Genomic DNA, 18,206 nt, shown 5'->3' with positions numbered 1-18,206 from the left:
GGCTGCATTTCAGAGCTGATATCTCAAAAGGGCGGTGCCCCGGTAGAACGTTCTACCGGGGCACCGCCCTTCACACTGTCATCACACGAGAAAAGGCAGATGCTAGAGAATCATCTCGTAGAAGTAGGCATCGGCAAGGTACAGGGTCTCCGAGTACTCGACCGGGCTACCTTCTTCGGTGTAGCCGGTCGTGCAGACCTTGAATGCCGCCTCACCCACGGGGACCTGGTGGTTGAACGCCTCGGCGTCGGCGTCGGTGAAGAGCGCCGCGCTGGTGCGTACACGGGCGTGCTTAATGGCGTTGGGGGTGTCGGCAAGCTGATCCAAGGAGCTCGAAGCGCCGGACATCTCCGCCATCATGGCGTCCAGAATGCTACTTGCGGCGGCCTTGACGAAGTAGGAACGCTCAAAGCCAATGACTTCGTGGTCGGCAAGACGCAGACGGCGCACGAACAGCACCTGCTCCCCCACCGGCACGGACAGGTGGGTGGAGATCTCTTCGGTGGCGTCCATCCAGCGGGTCGCAATCATGCGGGTGGAGCCCTCAAAACCGCGGCGGCGCATATCGTCAACGAAGGTGTCCACGCGCGGAATGTAGGTGGCGTCGGAGCGCTCGGCAACGTAGGTGCCGGAGCCCTGCACGTTGTAGAGCAGGCCGCGTTCAATCAGAACCTTCAGGGCGCTACGAACCGTCTGGCGGCTCACCCCAAAGTTCTGCTGAATCATGCGCTCGGTGGGCAGCTTATCGCCGGGCTTGCCGGGAATAATGTAGCGCTGCTCAATGTAGTGGATAACCTGCTCGTACTTCGGGCCGGGAATCGGGGGTAGCTCGTAGCGGCTCTCAGCGTTGTGAGCGGTACTTTCGGATGCGGTGGTGCCCGCAGAAGGTGAGGGGGCACCGAGGTCGGTGGTCTGTGAGGAGTGTGAATTCATCACCCAATAGTTTACCGTTCAGCCAGAGAAAAAACGCGCACGAGTGAAAATTTCTCTTCCCTCAAACTGGCATAATTAAGACTATGCATTTTTCTAACACCCCTGCACCGCGCCCGAGCGGTCTGCTTCGCGTGGCGAGCGTGAATGTGAACGGTATCCGAGCCGCCTACAAGAAGGACATGGCGGCGTGGCTGGCGAGCCGTGACATCGACATTCTCTGCCTGCAGGAGGTGCGCGCCCCCGACGCTATCGTGCGTGAGCTGCTGGACGAATCCCAGTGGCATATTCTGCACGCGGAGGCTGCCGCGAAGGGCCGTGCCGGCGTGCTGGTGGCGACCCGCCGCACCCCGAACTCTGCCGGTGAAGTCCTGGAGAACCAGCCGGTAGCGACCCGCTCGAACATTGGCGAAGAGTACTTTGACGATTCGGGCCGCTGGGTTGAGGCGGACTACGTTCTGCCCAACGGTAAGACCCTGACCGTGGTCAGCGCCTACGTTCACTCCGGTGAGGTCGGCACCCAGAAGCAGGACGATAAGTACCGCTTCCTGGAGCGCATGCTGGTGCGCATGCCTGAGCTGGCAAAGCACTCCGATCACGTGCTCATCGTGGGTGATTTGAATGTGGGCCACACCGAGCTGGACATTAAGAACTGGAAGGCTAACCAGAAGCGTGCCGGCTTCCTGCCGGAGGAACGCGCCTACTTTGACCGCTTCTTCGGCGATATCGGCTACCGCGATGTGGCTCGTGAGCTGGCGGGTCAGGTGCCCGGCCCCTACACCTGGTGGTCTTACCGCGGTAAGGCGTTCGATAATGACGCAGGCTGGCGTATCGACTACCACATGGCGACCCCGGCGCTCGCCGAAAGCGCCGTGGAGGCGGTCGTGGACCGCACGGCAAGCTACGATGAGCGTTTCAGCGATCACGCGCCGCTCGTGGTCGATTACCGCATCGGTGAGTAAGACGCAGACCCACCTACAGATAAGTTTTTGAAGATGTGCTGCACCGTCCGCAGCACCGCACAGGAAGAACTGCACAGGAAATAACTATGGCAGACGAAAAGAAGCAGGATAAGTCCCTCATCCCTAACGCCTCTCAGCAGAAGGCGCGTATCTACTCGGGTGCGCAGCCGTCGGCTGATTCGATGCACCTGGGTAACTACATTGGTGCTGTGAACAACTGGGTGGCGTTGCAGGACGACCCGAATAACGAATGCCTGTTCTTTATCCCGGATATGCACGCCATCACCGTTCCTCAGGACCCTGAGGAGCTGCGTGAGCGTACCCGCCTGACCGCGGCGCAATACATCGCCTCCGGCATTGACCCGACCCGCACCCCGCTGTTCGTGCAGTCTCACGTGCCCGAGCATGCCCAGCTGGCGTGGGTTCTGAACTGCTTCACCGGCTTTGGTGAGGCCTCCCGGATGACCCAGTTCAAGGACAAGTCCCAGAAGCAGGGTGCTGAGAACGCCTCCGTGGGTCTGTTCACCTACCCGGTTCTGATGGCTGCTGACATCCTGCTCTACCAGGTGGACGGCGTGCCCGTGGGCGAGGATCAGCGTCAGCACCTGGAGCTGACCCGTAACCTGGCTCAGCGTTTCAACTCCCGTTTCGGTGAGACCTTCGTGGTGCCCGAGCCGGTGATTCTGAAGGAAACCGCTAAGATTTACGACCTGCAGGACCCGACCTCGAAGATGTCTAAGTCTGCAGCCACCGACAAGGGCCTGATCAAGCTTCTGGACACCCCCAAGGCAACCCAGAAGAAGATTAAGTCCGCCGTGACCGATGACGGCTCCGTCATCGCCTACGACCGCGAGGCTAAGCCCGGTGTCTCCAACCTGCTCTCCATCTACTCGGCAATGACCGGCGAGAGCATCGATGAGATTGTGGCACGCTACGAGGGCAAGATGTACGGCCACCTGAAGGTTGACCTTGCCGATATCGTGGTGGAGCGCCTCACCCCGGTGCGTGAGCGTACCCTCGAGCTGATGGACGACCCCGCCGAGCTGGACCGCCTGCTGGCTGTGGGCGCATCCGCTGCCCGTGAGATCGCTACGGTCACCATTGAGAACGTGTACAAGAAGGTTGGCTTCCTGCCTGCCGCCGCAATCTAGCGCGCTGTTCAGCCGGATCGGCTGAGGCGCCGCATGACCTGCACGATTGAGATGACAGCACAAGAGAACTCTTCGAGCCCCACGACGGCTCCTGTATCCCCGACCCTGAAGCCCGGTCACCGCTACCTGAGCGTTATTGCGCACGTGAGCGGTGAGAATGTTCAGCGCCTGGAAGAGTGGAAGCGCACGGTAGTTGGCGGTGCGGCGGCGCCAATCAGCACCCACGTGACCGTGTACCTGACGGAGCTGACCGAGTCTCTATTGGCTGCGGTGCAGTCCCCCCAGCTCCGCGAGGCGCTGGACACGCCGCGTTTTGAGGCGCGCTGGGGCTCGGTACACTCCTTCCGCCCGGTCACCGAGGTGGAGTACCTGAACCTGGAGGCGGGCAAAGCCGAGTTCGAGCAGATTCACCAGAAGCTGGTTGAGCTATTCGGTGCCGGTGCGGCGTCCTTCCCCTATGTGCCGCACGTGACCCTGGGCCAAGGGCTAACGGAAGAGCAGGTGGCAAACGCCCACGAGGTGTTTGACGCTCTGCCCGCTGAGCAGCGTACCTTCACCGTGGATCACCTGCACTGCTACTCCTATGACGGGCAGGACTGGGAAGAAATCAGGGTCCTGCCGCTGCGTTAGTATGCGTTAGTAGCTGGCATATCAACCTGGCATACGTAAAGAGAGATGCGACCGATAGGTTATCGGTCGCATCTCTCTTTATGCTTTTGCTGGGTTTATCTCAGCGGGAGTTATCTCAGCGGGAGTTATTCCAGTGTGAGAGTCCTAGTGGGAGTGGCTCTCGCCGGACTCGTGCGCATCAGCGGAAGCCGAGGAGGAAGCCGCGCCGTGCGCCTCAGCCTCAACCGGCGCGGCGTTCGAGGAAGAGACACCCAGAATCTCGTTCGGGGTCTTCGGAAGCTCCACGCTCATCAGCTCCTTCGGCGCTGCCGGGTTCGACAGGGACACCGCAATGAGCTTCTTGGTCGCCGGGTCGGTCACGTAGGCGGTCTTACCGTCCACCCACAGCGCCGGACGCTCATCCTGCCAGGTCTCAGACTCGGTCCACGCCTCCATGAGCTGTACGGAGCCCAGCTCGGTGCCGGTTGCCGGATCGAAGACGCGCAGCTTGCCGTCGGTGGTCAGCAGCAGAGCCTCACCCTGGGGGCCGCGAGCCAGCGAACGGAAGGTGTAGCTCACGCCAGAAGGCAGGGAGTAGACGGTGCGGGTCGCCGCAACGGTATCGATAATGGAGAACTTCTCGGGGCGCTCCAGCGTAGCGTCCTTGTCGGTCTTGTAGTCCGCCAGAACGTACTGGGAGTCAGCCTTACCAGCCTGGTTGCCCGAGCGCGAGTACGGGTCCTCGGGGTTGGTGATCTTAGTGAACTTGCCGTCCTTATAGACCATCGCGCCGTCGGTGCAACCGATAGAGATCGCGCCGTCCTTGGCGATAGCTTCACCGTGAATGCCGGGGCAGGCGGGGCTTTCAAGAACGGTCTTGCCCTGCGCATCCACAACGGCGGCACCGGTGCGGGTCTTCGAGTCGCCGACCGTTACCAGGTACTGATCGTTGGGCAGCGGAATTGCGAAGCCGTGGTGCGGCTGCGGCAGGGTGACGGTGGTGGTCTCCAGGGAAGAAGCGGTGCGCTTGTCCTGGGTCAGCTTCGCCGGGTCGTACACGGCGAAGGATCCGGTGCCGTCAGCGAATGCCGCAACCTCGCCGTTGTTCTTGATAACGTGACCGGTGTGGTCAGCCGCGAGAGACAGCGAAGACAGCGACGGGGACGTGGTGTAGTAGTGCGAGTGGTCGCCGTGCGCTACGGACCATACGCCGGTGTCCAGGAAGGTGTAGCTGTTGCCGTCTGCAACGACGAGGTGGCGGTTATCGCCAGCGTCGGAGAGGCGCAGGAAGCCTTCCTTGGGGATGTCTGCCAGCAGCTTCATGTCCTTGGCGTCGTAGACGAGCACGCCACCGTCGTAGGTGATGGCGACGCGGCTTGCCGCGCCCTTGCCTTCGGTGATGGGTGCGGCGGATGCGCTCGCGGAGGTGGAAGCACTGGGGCTGGTCTGCGCATTCTGGGCGGCCTGGGAGCCGCACGCGGTCAGGGTGAGGGCGGCTACTGCGCCGAGTGCGCCGGCGCGGGTGAGGAAAAACTTACGGGTCATGTGCATACATCAAGATTAACATGAGAATGGTTCTCTACAATGGATGGTTCTTGGTTTGTATCAGAGTCTGGAAGCGCAATCTGCGCGGGGTGCGTAAGGCGTGCCATCCCTGCTTGGCCATAGGAAACAACCTCCCAGGCTCCACTAGGCAGAAGCCTTGAATCCACCCGCGAAATAACCCATCGGAGCATAAACATCGGGGCATAAGAAAACCGGCTCCCTTCTGAAAAAGAAGAGAGCCGGTTTTCTTGGAAGTATCTTTTGCTCGAGCAGGATTTAAATGCCCGCTCGGGGTCAAAAATTTAGAGGAGGTTGTTCAGTCCGCGTGCCTTGACCTCACCCACAGCATCCTTGACGGCCTGCGCCTTGGAGCGCGGAGCGACCAGCAGGGCATCGGGGGTGTCCACCACAACGATGTCATTGAGGCCAATGATAGAGATCTTGCGGTCAGTGTTCGCGACAATAATGCCGGAGCAACCGTGGTTGATGACGTTCTCCTTCTCGCCGAGAATGGTCAGCGCTTCGCCGCTCTTCTCGGTGTTCAGGCGAGCCACAGCGTCGAAGTCACCCACGTCGTCCCAGCTGAAGGAGCCGGGAACCATTGCGACATCGCCTGCAGCCGCTGCGGGCTCAGCCACAGCGTAGTCAATAGCGGTCTTGGGCAGGGTCTCCCAGACGCGGTCCATGACGGCCTCGCGCTCGGGGGTGTCCCAAGCGTTAGCAATCTCCATAATGCCTGCGTACAGCTCGGGCTCGTTTGCCTCGAGGTGCTTGAGCATCAGGGCTGCCGGTGCCACGAACATACCTGCGTTCCAGGTGTACTCACCGGAGTCCAGGTACTTCTGTGCGGTAGCGGTATCGGGCTTCTCCACGAAGGTGTCCACGGCGTGAGCGTTGGGTGCATCCTCAATGCCCAGGGACTCGCAGGCGTGAATGTAGCCAAACGCGCTGGAGGGCTCGGTGGGGGTAATACCGATGGTGACAATCTTGCCGGTTGCCGCGGTGATGACAGCTTCGGTCACCACGCGGTGGAATTCATCCACGGGGCTGATTACGTGGTCAGCTGCGAAGGAGCCGATGATGGCGTCCGGTTCGCGGCGGTGGATGATAGCGCAAGCCAGGCCGATAGCTGCAGCCGAATCCTTGGGGGAGGGCTCCAGTACCAGGTCAGCGGCACGCAGTTCAGGAATCTGCTGGGTGACCGCATTGGCGTGAGAAGTACCGGTAACTACCATGACGGAACCGTTGCTGAGATCGATGAGGCGGTCGTAGGTGTCACGCAGCAAGGAATTGCCCGACGAGGTGAGGTCGAGCAGGAATTTCGGGGCGTGCGCGCGGGACAGGGGCCACAAACGCGAGCCAACACCGCCGGCGGGAATGAGCGGGCGGAATCGAGTGAGTGCAGTATTCATCGCTTCAAGAATAGCGGGTCAATTTGTCATATATCGAATTCTTTTAGGTTTTAACAAAAAAGTGTCAGGCGGCTCTCATTTAGGCGATGTTTGAGGTTAGGTTAAGGTAAGTCCCGCACGAACACAGGGAAGTAGGCGATATCGCAATAAAAACATGCTCTAATTCCCTTTTAGAACCTGTAAAAAAACCCTAAACAGGGTGTCAGTAAGCTGTGAATTTACCTGATATCTTGGAAGTAACAGACGAACAAAAGCAGTCGGTGAGCACACAGCTGTGCCTGGAAGCTGGGGCCTAAAAATGCGGTACCAGAACCCAGATGCTCGCCGTCGCAGCAGGAGGTTATTCAGTGTTGAATGGTTCTAAAGGAACCCTCTACCGCGGCCGCTGGGGCATGTGGTCCTGGGTTGCTCATCGCATTACCGGTATCGCGATTTTCTTCTTCCTTCTTGTACACATCCTGGATACTGCCGTCGTGCGTATCTCCCCGGAGGCCTACAATGGCGTACTGAGCCTGTACAAGAACCCCATCATGGGTCTGGGTGAGACCGCGCTTGTCGCCGCCATCGTCTACCACGCGTTCAACGGTATTCGCATTATCCTCATTGACTTCTGGGGTAAGGCAACCAACTCGCACGTGGAGCACATCCAGGCGAAGAACAAGGACGGCAACGTCGAAATCAGCCAGAAGGCAACCTACACGCACATCAAGATTCTCTGGGTTGTGCTTTTCCTCTGGGCAATCACCGTTGCTGGCTTCGCCGCACGTCACCTGCCGATCGTTTTCTCGCACATGGGAGGTCACTAAACTATGGCTACTCCGCTTAAGCCCCGCACCTATGTACCCCGTCTGCGTGACAACCGCATCGACGGTGTGAAGTACAACCGCTCCTCCTCCAAGCGCAACAACTTTGAGATGTTCGCTTGGCTGGGTATGCGCCTGTCCGGCGTCGTACTCGTCGTGCTGATTTTCGGTCACCTGTTCTCCAACCTCATGGTCGGCGACGGCATCCACGCTATCGACTTCGGCTTCGTGGGCGGCAAGTGGGCGAACCCCTTCTGGCAGGTCTGGGACCTGCTGCTGCTCTGGCTGGCTATGCTGCACGGTGCTAACGGTATCCGCGTCATCATCGATGACTACGCTGAGAAGGATCGCCTGCGTATTTGGCTGAAGGTCATCCTCTTCGCAGCATGCGCATTCGTCCTGCTGATTGGTACCCTCACCATCTTCGCGTTCGACCCCTGCCCCTCCGGCGCGGCGGCTGAACTGCTCCCCAGCTTCTGCTCGGCACGCTAACGGCGACGTATCCGAGACAAACGAAAACATCTAAAACACAGAAAGAACATCATGCAGGTACATAAGTACGATGTAGTGATCGTCGGTGCCGGCGGCGCAGGTATGCGTGCCGCCATTGAGGCAGGCCAGCGAGTTCGCACCGCGGTACTGACCAAGCTATACCCCACCCGCTCCCACACCGGCGCAGCACAGGGTGGCATGTGCGCCGCTCTGGCAAACGTTGAAGAGGACAACTGGGAGTGGCACACCTTTGACACCGTCAAGGGTGGCGACTACCTGGTTGACCAGGACGCAGCAGAAATCATGGCTAAGGAAGCTATCGACGCTGTGCTCGACCTGGAGAAGATGGGTCTTCCCTTCAACCGAACCCCCGAAGGCCGCATCGACCAGCGCCGCTTCGGCGGTCACACCCGTGACCACGGTAAGGCTGCTGTGCGCCGCGCATGCTACGCAGCTGACCGTACCGGCCACATGATTCTGCAGACCCTCTACCAGAACTGCGTTCGCCACAATGTGGAGTTCTACAACGAGTTCTACGTTCTCGACCTGATCCTGGTCAAGGACGAAGAGGGCAAGCCCCGCCCCGCCGGCGTCGTCTCCTACGACCTGGCAACCGGCGAGGTCCACGTCTTCCAGGCTAAGTCCGTGATCTTCGCATCCGGCGGCTGCGGCAAGATCTTCAAGACCACCTCCAACGCACACACCCTCACCGGTGACGGCATGGCTATCGCACTGCGTGCAGGCCTGCCCTTGGAGGACATGGAATTCGTTCAGTTCCACCCGACCGGCCTGGCTGGCCTGGGCATTCTCGTCACCGAGGGTGCTCGTGGTGAAGGCGGTATTCTCCGTAACGCTGACGGTGAGCGCTTCATGGAGCGCTACGCACCCACCATTAAGGACCTCGCACCCCGCGATATCGTGGCACGTGCAATGGCAAACGAGGTGCGCGAAGGCCGCGGTTGCGGTCCCCACAAGGACTACGTGCTGCTGGACCTGACCCACCTGGAGCCCTCCCACATCGACGAGAAGCTGCCGGACATCACCGAGTTCGCTCGTACCTACCTGGCTGTGGAACCGCACCACCAGCCCATCCCGGTGTTCCCCACCGCGCACTACGCAATGGGCGGTATCCCCACCAACAACGAGACCGAGGTTTACCGCAACAGCGAAGAGACCATCCCCGGCCTCTACGCAGCTGGTGAGGTTGCTTGCGTGTCCGTCCACGGTGCAAACCGTCTGGGCACCAACTCCCTGCTGGACATCAACGTGTTCGGTAAGCGTGCAGGCCGCAAGGCTGCAGAGTACGCAGCATCGGCTGAATTCGTGCCGGTTCCGGACGATGCAGCAGATCGCGTGCTGAACATGCTCAACGGCATCCTCGAAGGCAAGGGCACCGAGAAGGTCGGCGCTATCCGCGCAGACCTGCAGAAGGCTATGGAAGCTGACATGCAGGTGTTCCGTACCGAAGAGACCATCCGCGCAGCACTGGCAACCATCGCTAAGCTGGAAGAGCGTTACAAGAACATCTCCATCCAGGACAAGGGCAAGCGCTTCAACCTCGACCTGCTTGAGGCTGTTGAGCTCGGCTTCCTGATTGAGCTGGCAAAGGTCATGTCCGTTGGTGCACTGCACCGTAAGGAATCCCGTGGTGGTCACTACCGCGAGGACTTCCCCAAGCGTGACGATGTCAACTTCATGGAGCACTCGATGGTCTACCTCGACCCCGAATCTGAGTTTGAGGGTGTGAAGGGCCTGCGATTCGAAACCAAGCCCGTTGTCTACACCCGCTACGAGCCGAAGGAGCGTAAGTACTAAAATGGCTGAAAACGAACTCCCCGAACCGGAATCCGTCAAGCTGTTTGAGGGTATGACCGGCGGCGACTCCGACTCCATCCCCACCTACGATGTGGTCATCAAGATTCGTCGCTACAACCCGGAAGTTTCCTCCGAGGCATACTGGGATGAATTCCCGCTGACCATGTACCGCACCGACCGCGTGCTCGATGCTCTGCACAAGATCAAGTGGGAAGTAGACGGTTCCGTCTCCTTCCGCCGCTCCTGCGCACACGGCATCTGCGGTTCGGACGCAATGCGCATCAACGGCCGTAACCGCCTGGCTTGCAAGACCCTGCTGAAGGACCTTGACCTGTCCAAGCCGATTACCGTTGAGCCCATCAAGGGTCTGCCCTGCGAAAAGGACCTCATCGTTGACATGGAGCCCTTCTTCCAGGCATACCGCGAAATCATGCCGTTCTTCATCAACGACTCGAACGAGCCTGAGCGTGAGCGCCTGCAGACCATCGAGGACCGTGCACGTTTCGATGACACCACCAAGTGCATCCTCTGTGCAGCATGTACCTCGTCCTGCCCGGTCTTCTGGACCGACGGTCAGTACTTCGGCCCCTCCGCTATCGTGAACGCACACCGCTTCATCTTCGACTCGCGCGATGATGCAGGCGACCTGCGTCTGGAGATCCTCAATGACAAGGAAGGCGTATGGCGTTGCCGTACCACCTTCAACTGCACCGAGGCTTGCCCCCGTGGCATCCAGATCACCAAGGCTATTGCCGAGGTGAAGCAGGCAATCCTGAGCCGCTCGCTCTAATCGGAGCGCACGGTATCAGCTGATACAGCATTGACGATTCAAGCCGTCACCCACACCGGGTGGCGGCTTGAGTTGTTTAACAGAAAAGGAAGCGGCTTTTAATCGTGTGATAGCGCATTTTTGGTGCTTCGGCGGGCAGGATTACTCTTCACAATCTGTCATAAAGTCATAGATATTCTCGAGGGCCGTCAGAAAGGGGGAACGGGTAGGTAAACCCCGGCGGGCGGCGTTATTCTACTGTGTATGGTTTTCGCTAATTCTCGCTACGATTTGTCCACCCCCGTCTTCGACGACTGGGTGGAGCGCATGATGGGTACCCTCGTGCAGTTCCGCCGCGAAGTGCACGCCAACCCGGAGCTTTCCTTCCGTGAGGTGGCGACCACTGAGCGCCTCATGAATCGACTGCGAGAAGCCGGCATGAACCCCGTCGCTTGCGAAGGTACCGGCTGCTACGTCGATATCGGAAACGGACCGTTTGCTTTAGCTCTTCGCGCCGATATTGATGCGCTTCCCATCGTTGAACAGACGGATCTGCCTTATTCATCGACCATACCCGGGGTGATGCACGCCTGCGGGCACGATATTCACCAGACCGTCATGCTCGGGGTTGCTTTAGCGCTTCACGAGCTGAACGAAAAGACTCCGCTGGGGCGTAGCGTGCGTATCCTGTTCCAGCCCGCCGAGGAACAGTTGCCGGGTGGGGCTGTGCAGATGATTGAGCAAGGTCTTTTACGCAATATCCCACGTGCTTTTGCTCTGCATTGCGATCCGAAGGTTGAACTGGGGAAAATTGGCACGCGCATCGGGGCGATTACGAGTGCTTCAGACACGATTAAGATTCACCTGAGTGGTCACGGTGGTCATACCTCTCGACCGCATCTGACTGAGGACCTTATCTACGCGATGAGTCAGATTGCCGTGCAGGTTCCTTCCGTGCTCACACGCCGTACCGATGTGCGTTCCGGCGTGCTGGTCGCGTGGGGGCAGGTGAGCGCCGGGGTTGCCCCGAACGCTATTCCCGCTGAAGGCTATTTGGCGGGCACCATGAGATGTCTGGATGTTGAGGTGTGGCGTCAGGCGGGCAACCTGCTGGACGAGGTAATCGAGCAAGTCGCGGTTCCCTTCGGTGTACAGGCAAGGGTCGAACATATCCGCGGCGTGCCCCCGGTCGTCAATACCGACGCGGAAACCACCATGTTGGAAAACGCGGCGCGCGCCGAATTAGGCGAAGAGTCCATCGTGTTGGTTGAGCAATCAATGGGTGGAGAAGACTTCGCGTGGATTCTGCAGGAGGTTCCAGGCTCGATGTTCCGCCTAGGAACTCGCGCCCCGGAAGATCCTGTCTACGACTTACATCAGGGGGACTACGCTCCTAATGAGCAGGCGATTGGCGTGGGTGTGCGCGTGATGGCGGCGACCGCGTTGCGTGCCGTGCGTTTTGAGCTCGCGAAGGCTGCGAAGGCCGCGAACCCGGTGCGGGATGAGGCGCGTTAATATTACGGACAACCTGTAATAGAGGATATTCCGGGCACTGGCGCCGAAGCACGCAGCACCGAGAAATATTTATGGGGGTCTCCGCCAAATCTTTACGAAAACTTTATGAAAGAACGGGTTTCGTCACAGGAGGAATGCGTCAAGTGTGGGTGCATCGCCGAAATAGCGGGCATCTGCCGGGGGAGTGGGGTTGCGCCTGAAAAACCAAAATAGTGATGTCTACCCTAGAAAAAACGGTGTTAAGCCGCGCATGAACGTCAAAACCTGCGTCATACCCACTCATGAATAACATTTGCAGGATAAACTATAGGGGATGACCGAACCGCGCCGCGTCATTGCGGGGCGCCGAACAGCTGACGAGTGGGAGAACTCTGTGGGATTCTTTGGAATCGGTAAGAAGAAGTGGGAAGAGCAGGCGAAAGCCGCCCAGGCTGAGGCAGAAGCACAGGCTGACGACGTAAAATCCGCCCTCCCTAACTCCGATGCAGAGGCATCGGATCGTACCCTCGCGGAACGTGTGAATGAACAGCAGCGTTGGGAGAATTCTCTGCGCCGGTTTGTGCAGGCTGAGAGCACTCGCATGCAACAGGAAGAGCAGAAGAGCAAAGATACTTCTGACCTTAACGTCGATGCTTTGAAACAGTCTGCACAGCACAGCGGCTCTTCTGCTGAGCCTTCGGCATCCACAGCAGGCGAAGCGAAGACTTCCGGGTCAGCAGAAGGCAAGAAAACCGTGGGCGCTTCCTCACAGGCTGCGAACGCAGATGCCGCCCAGAAGGGTTCTTTCACACAAGAATCAGCCCAGACATCCGACGCTTCTGCCCCGAAACGTGCACCCCAGATTTCTGAATACCGCGCAACGAGTATGCCTGCGGACGCCTTTGAGACTAACTCTTCCGCCACTGCGGTTCCCTCATCGAACGCAGCGTCGGTTTCGGGTACCGCGTCGGCACAGACCGAAGCAGGCTCCCAGAAACAAAACGTGCAGGACGCACTTAAAGAATTTAACGAGACGAAATACGGCACCGAGCACGAGGGGAATACCTCCTCAGTATCCTCACATGCCGATGCGGCTGCCTCCCCGTCTTCTTCTGCAGAGAAAGAATCTGTGGACGTCAAGACCCCGAACGTTGAGGATCGTAAACGGGAGAAACTTGCCGCAGGAGTCGTGCCTACCGACGCCGAAGAGAAGCCTGCTTTTGTTCCCGCGCCCGGTGTTGAGTCTAAGAACTCAAACGATAAGAAGACAGCGAACGCCGACTCGAAGTCTACGCTTGAGTCCACACCCCAAGAATCCGAATCTGCTTCGGATGTAAAAGCCTCTGTTTACGAGAAAAAGTCACCTAGCTCTGATGCTCAGGCGACGAGCGGGGCAGAGTCTACACCGTCGGCTTCGAAGAAATCCGACAAGATCGAATTTGTCGGCTCGGGGGCAACGGGCTCCGCCAAACATCTTGATGACCGTAACGACCCTGAAACCTTGGCTCCCGAGAAGAATCGCAGCGTCGAAACTTCGGCTGAGAAGACCTCTGCCGAGAAGATGGCTGTACAGCACGAGAAGACCGTGGCAGATGAGGTCTCAGCCCACTCTTCCACAGATAAAGACTCCAAGAAACAGGACGTTGAAAAAACTGCGCGCGATGAAAAAGCCTCTCAGAACGGCGCCGCAACCGCATCATCGCATGCGGCGGCAGCATCCGTTGAAGGGAACGAAAAGGCGGAGGTTCTCACCCCCGAGAATCCGCTGCACGACCTCGTAACTGCGATGCGCGGATACGGCTCCGGGAAGGTGTCCTACGAACTGCGTCAGCTGGGCGACGATATGCACTACCGGATTTTCCATCGCGGCAGCGAAGTCGAACAGGGTGTTGTGGTTCCGACCGATGCGTGGTTCTCATCGATTGCCTCGCTCTACGTGCGAGCCCAGGACGCAGGCAGGGTGTGGAACCGTGCCCTCGTGGTAGCAAACCCCAGCGAGAACGGGCTAGTAGCGGTACAGGCTTCGTACACGAACACCGCCGATGCATCGAGCTACACCACGGATTACGTTCTCGAAACGAGCGAGAAAGACTCGGCTTCACAGAAAGACTCATCAGCGAAAAGCACCGAATCGGCAAAGTCCTCCGCCGACCAGAGCACCGCATCCACCGATGCTGCAGCTCAGAAAACGTCGACCGCGAAGACCTCAGCGCTGGCTGGTTCCGCCGATGATACCTCTTCGCAGAAGGAATCTGAGGCAAAGCTCGCTCAGGATAAGAGCGATGAACAGGCTAAGGCCGCTGAGACTCAGAAGGCTGACGCCGGTCAGAAGGTGAAAGATCTTAACGACCACACCCAGGACGTCAAGTCTGCTGATGCCGACAAAGCCAATACTCAAGATTCACAGAAGTCTGAGAAATCCGAACATACCGTAGATTCCGAGAAGAAGTCCTCCGAGGCTCAGGACAAGGCGCAGGAAGTTTCAGCGAAGGCTCAGGCAGATACTGCAAAGTCTGATTCTGCTACAGCAGAATCGACCAAGAGCGGTTCAAGCGCGCTCGCTGCAGGTACCCTTGGCGCCGCAGGCGTGACGGCTGCCGGGATCGCGTCATCGTCGAAGAGCGACCGCGAGGATTCGCGCTACGAATATGATTACGACGCAGATCCGCAGAATGTCACCGGTCGTCACGATGCTCAAGCTGCTGAGCAGAGCAAGACCGAGACTGACAGCGCTAAAGCCGGTGCTGTCTCCGAGAAATCCGAGAAATCGGCGGTGTCTGGCGTATCCGTAGCCAAGGACTCTTCCGATCTCTCCACCCCCGAAGCTGAGGTAGAGAAAACCAAGGTTGAGAAATCTTCTGAAGACGAAGAAGAACTCAACAGCATGCAGGCGGCTTTGGCGACTATCGTGGCATCCTCCGAAGCGAAGAAGACTGCATCGAACGCGAAGGAAGACGCTGCGGATACTTCTGCTGCGGTGAAGACCTCGGGTACCGACTCGAAGTCCGCTGCTGATAAGACGAGCGAGGACTCACAGAAGGCGGCTGATTCCGAAAGCACCGTCAAGGCTGAGAGTGATGCCAAGACTACTGCGGGTTACACCTCGGAGAATCAGAGCGCGAATGTAACTCAGGCTGCGGTGAAGGAATCCCAGGCTGGCACCACCAGTACCGACAGTTCCTCTGCACTGCCCAAGCATGTGGATGACCTCGCTCTCGTCCCCGAAGTCGAGAAGGACTCGCTGACAGGCTCGACCGCCACAAAGTATCAGGAATCGGCGTCGAATAAGCAGGATGCTCTCGCCGGGCAGTCTGCAACCGCTGTTGCTGCTCAGTCTGAAACCTCAAATGTAGACGGTAAGACCGCGCAGCACGAATCCGCAGATCTGCCTCCCGCAGAGGCCGAGCCGGATACCCCCGCGCATCAGGCACATTCCTCCGTGCTCGCTGGCGATGCGCTTGCCGAGGGCAACCTGGTACTCACCGACGCCAAGGTGATCGAGCATCTGGCACCGGTGACCGAAGCTCTTTTCGGCGAGAATGGCAGCGCCAAGGATGCAACGACCGTGTTGATCCGGGTGCGTTCGGTGGGCTCTTACTACGATGTGCTCACCCACGTGCGCCGCAACGGATTCTGGGAGCAAGTACGAACCTTCGAGTTAGTTTCGGAAGAAGATTTGGGTATTCCCACGCTCAAGGCCGATTCCTACAGCGAAGGTGAAGGGTCGCCACTCGCCATGAGCCTGACCTTCACCCCGGGCGTGCCCGTGCAGTCTGCATTCGATTATTCGAATGAGCAGGCTTTCGTACGGTACCCCCGCCAGCTTGAGGCCGATCGCTACGTAGAGGAACTGCGCATGTTCCCGCGTCTGGGGGCTAAGATTCCGGCGCATATGGCGAATGCTCTGACTCACTGGAGCATGTAGGAGAAGCCTGCCCGTGAATGAAGATAGAGTTTCTGAGAAAACGGTAGCTGAAGTTGCCGCACGCGCGGGGAAAGCCTTCGAGCGTCTGGTGCAGACGATGGCAGCCCTGCGCGCCCCCGACGGGTGCCCCTGGGATGCCGAACAGACTCATCAGTCCCTCATTCGATACCTCATTGAGGAATCCTATGAGGTTGTGGAGGCTGTCGAAGCACCCGAGGGCACAAACCTGCAGCTTTTACGTGAAGAGCTGGGCGATGTTCTGCTTCAGGTTCTCTTCCACGCCGATATTGCGGCGGCAGAACCGGGCGGCTTTACGATCGAGCAGGTGATCGAGGGTCTGGACGCAAAACTTCACGATCGGCACCCGAATGTTTTCAGCGATTCTTCGGACGAGTCTCGGATGACCGCCGCCGAACAACAGGTTTTCTGGGATGAGCTTAAGAAGACGGAGAAATCCGATCGAGGTCCGCTTGACGGCATTCCCCCTCATCTTCCTGCACTGGCCCTAGCGGAGAAGACGATTGCTAAGGCCCGCAAGGCCGACATTGTGCTTCCGCCGGAGCCTACCTCCTTGGACGATGATCTTCCTTTTACCTATAGTGAGGAAGAATTCGGTGAGCTACTTTTTTCGCTTGTGTGCCGCGCGCGTCAGAATGGGCTGGATGCGGAACGTGCCCTGCGTACTTACACCCGCAAGTTTATTGAGTACAACCAATAGCCTCGTGGCCGCGTAGGCTGAAGAGTATTTATCAGACACCTTTAGATGCGATAGTTTTTCGCATCTAAAGGTGTCTGTTTTATGCCCTGAAATAGAGCTCCACTGGTTACATTCGTGGGTGGGGCATAAAGCACTACAACCTGTGTTGCGCGATGTAGAAACCGGCTCTAAAGATGTTCAATCGTTTTAGTAGAGTGTGATAAAGAACTTTGTCGTTATCGGTTGGGGTTCGAATTGGTGCCTGCGGTGCGAGGACATGCTGCGTTCACAGGGGGAATGACTTTTGAGAGGCGAGTTTACAAGGGACTAAAGGTGTTGGATACCCTCAGGAATCGCAAAAAATCCCGTGGTAACTAGTGTGTTTGTGTGGGAGTTTTGGTAAAATTTAGGGCAACGGGACTCGCCCAACATCACAGGAGCGAGCCGTCATATCCTGTACTCTCTAAGGAGCAATTTCATGGCTGTTATTACCGCAGTTCACGCCCGTCAGATTTTGGATTCCCGCGGCAACCCGACCGTTGAGGTTGAGGTTCTGCTCGAAGATGGTGCTTTCGCACGTGCCGCTGTGCCTTCGGGCGCATCCACCGGCGAGTGGGAGGCAGTCGAGCGTCGCGATGGCGACAAGTCCGTATACCTAGGCAAAGGCGTTCTGGGCGCCGTCAAATCTGTTATTGAAGAGATTTCGGAAGAAATTATCGGTATCGACGCCGCTGATCAGCGTACTGTTGATGCAACCATGATTGCTCTGGACGGCACCAACAACAAGGGCAAACTCGGCGCTAACGCAATTCTGGGTGTTTCTCTGGCCGTCGCTAAGGCAGCCGCAGAGTCCGCAGACCTTCCCCTCTACAAGTATCTGGGCGGCCCCAACGCCCACGTGCTTCCCGTTCCCATGATGAACATCCTCAACGGTGGTTCTCACGCAGACTCCAATGTTGATATTCAGGAGTTCATGATTGCTCCCATCGGTTTCGAGAACTACTCGGATGCTCTGCGCGCCGGTGTCGAGGTCTACCACTCGCTCAAGTCCGTGCTGCACGACCGTGGCCTCTCCACCGGTCTGGGCGATGAGGGCGGCTTCGCACCGAACCTTGAATCCAACGCTGCGGCTCTTGACCTCATTATCGAGGCAATCGAGAAGGCTGGTTACAAGCCCGGCGAGCAGGTTGCTCTCGCACTGGATGTTGCGTCCTCCGAGTTCTACAATGACGGTGCCTACGACTTCGAGGGTCAGAAGAAGTCCGCCGAAGAGATGAGCGCATACTACGCTGATCTTGTGGCGAAGTACCCGCTGGTTTCCATTGAGGATCCGCTAGACGAGAACGACTGGGCAGGCTACAAGACCCTGACCGAGCAGATTGGTGACAAGGTTCAGATCGTCGGTGACGACCTGTTCGTGACCAACCCCGAGCGCCTTGAGAAGGGCATCAACGAGGGTGCGGCAAACGCTCTGCTGGTGAAGGTCAACCAGATTGGTTCGCTCACTGAGACCCTGGACGCTATGGAACTGGCACAGCGCAACGAATACCGCTGCATGGTTTCTCACCGTTCCGGCGAAACCGAGGACGTCACCATTGCCGA

14 protein-coding genes are annotated in these 18,206 nt (G+C 58.4%); 11 read left to right on the top strand and 3 right to left on the bottom strand.

The features are described 5' to 3' along the window. Positions 1 to 102: 102 nt before the first annotated feature. A complete protein-coding gene (locus tag Q0216_RS04720; RefSeq protein WP_298593325.1) occupies positions 103 to 933 on the bottom strand; it encodes a GntR family transcriptional regulator in 831 nt (276 codons plus the stop codon). Positions 934 to 1,016: 83 nt separating this feature from the next. On the opposite strand from Q0216_RS04720, the gene Q0216_RS04715 reads away from it, so the two are divergent. The 3 genes from Q0216_RS04715 (at position 1,017) to Q0216_RS04705 (ending at position 3,673) form a co-directional block, all read left to right on the top strand. Further along, positions 1,017 to 1,892, top strand: a complete 876-nt coding sequence (locus Q0216_RS04715; RefSeq protein ID WP_298593323.1) for an exodeoxyribonuclease III — start codon at positions 1,017 to 1,019, stop codon at positions 1,890 to 1,892. A gap of 86 nt (positions 1,893 to 1,978) precedes the next feature. Beyond that, a complete protein-coding gene (trpS, locus tag Q0216_RS04710; protein WP_298593321.1) occupies positions 1,979 to 3,043 on the top strand; it encodes a tryptophan--tRNA ligase in 1,065 nt (354 codons plus the stop codon). 33 nt (positions 3,044 to 3,076) lie between these two features. Further along, positions 3,077 to 3,673, top strand: a complete 597-nt coding sequence (locus tag Q0216_RS04705) for a 2'-5' RNA ligase family protein (RefSeq protein ID WP_298593319.1) — start codon at positions 3,077 to 3,079, stop codon at positions 3,671 to 3,673. Between the two features lie 144 nt (positions 3,674 to 3,817). On the opposite strand, the gene Q0216_RS04700 is transcribed toward Q0216_RS04705, so the two are convergent. Further along, on the bottom strand, positions 3,818 to 5,197 hold the full coding sequence (locus Q0216_RS04700) for a hypothetical protein (RefSeq protein ID WP_298593317.1): 1,380 nt from the start codon (positions 5,195 to 5,197) through the stop codon (positions 3,818 to 3,820). 302 nt (positions 5,198 to 5,499) lie between these two features. Beyond that, complete coding sequence (locus Q0216_RS04695) at positions 5,500 to 6,609, bottom strand: mannose-1-phosphate guanylyltransferase (RefSeq protein ID WP_298593315.1); 1,110 nt, start codon at positions 6,607 to 6,609, stop codon at positions 5,500 to 5,502. Between the two features lie 347 nt (positions 6,610 to 6,956). Here Q0216_RS04695 and sdhC point away from each other — a divergent pair, with 347 nt between their 5' ends. The 8 genes from sdhC to eno form a co-directional block, all read left to right on the top strand. After that, positions 6,957 to 7,415, top strand: a complete 459-nt coding sequence (gene sdhC / locus Q0216_RS04690; RefSeq protein ID WP_005506819.1) for a succinate dehydrogenase, cytochrome b556 subunit — start codon at positions 6,957 to 6,959, stop codon at positions 7,413 to 7,415. A 3-nt stretch (positions 7,416 to 7,418) separates the two neighbouring features. Next, positions 7,419 to 7,904, top strand: coding sequence for a succinate dehydrogenase hydrophobic membrane anchor subunit (locus tag Q0216_RS04685; RefSeq protein WP_060823867.1), 486 nt, complete (start codon positions 7,419 to 7,421; stop codon positions 7,902 to 7,904). Positions 7,905 to 7,955: 51 nt separating this feature from the next. Then, complete coding sequence (gene sdhA, locus Q0216_RS04680; RefSeq protein ID WP_298593313.1) at positions 7,956 to 9,719, top strand: succinate dehydrogenase flavoprotein subunit; 1,764 nt, start codon at positions 7,956 to 7,958, stop codon at positions 9,717 to 9,719. Positions 9,720 to 9,771: 52 nt separating this feature from the next. Then, positions 9,772 to 10,509, top strand: a complete 738-nt coding sequence (locus tag Q0216_RS04675; protein WP_230457270.1) for a succinate dehydrogenase iron-sulfur subunit — start codon at positions 9,772 to 9,774, stop codon at positions 10,507 to 10,509. A gap of 243 nt (positions 10,510 to 10,752) precedes the next feature. Beyond that, positions 10,753 to 12,003, top strand: a complete 1,251-nt coding sequence (locus Q0216_RS04670; protein ID WP_298593311.1) for an amidohydrolase — start codon at positions 10,753 to 10,755, stop codon at positions 12,001 to 12,003. Between the two features lie 313 nt (positions 12,004 to 12,316). After that, positions 12,317 to 15,907, top strand: a complete 3,591-nt coding sequence (locus tag Q0216_RS04665; RefSeq protein ID WP_298593310.1) for a hypothetical protein — start codon at positions 12,317 to 12,319, stop codon at positions 15,905 to 15,907. A gap of 13 nt (positions 15,908 to 15,920) precedes the next feature. After that, positions 15,921 to 16,625 carry a MazG family protein gene (locus tag Q0216_RS04660; protein WP_004006065.1) on the top strand — a complete coding sequence of 235 codons (705 nt, stop codon included), beginning with the start codon at positions 15,921 to 15,923 and terminating at the stop codon, positions 16,623 to 16,625. A 457-nt stretch (positions 16,626 to 17,082) separates the two neighbouring features. Further along, a partial coding sequence (gene eno, locus Q0216_RS04655) for a phosphopyruvate hydratase (RefSeq protein ID WP_298593307.1) occupies positions 17,083 to 18,206 on the top strand: 1,124 nt, incomplete at its 3' end.

The organism is uncultured Rothia sp., from assembly GCF_937976295.1.
In the GTDB taxonomy this organism is placed as follows: Bacteria; Actinomycetota; Actinomycetes; order Actinomycetales; family Micrococcaceae; genus Rothia.
The sequence above is the reverse complement of the archived record's forward strand: the minus strand, read 5'-3'. Positions and strand labels throughout refer to the sequence as shown.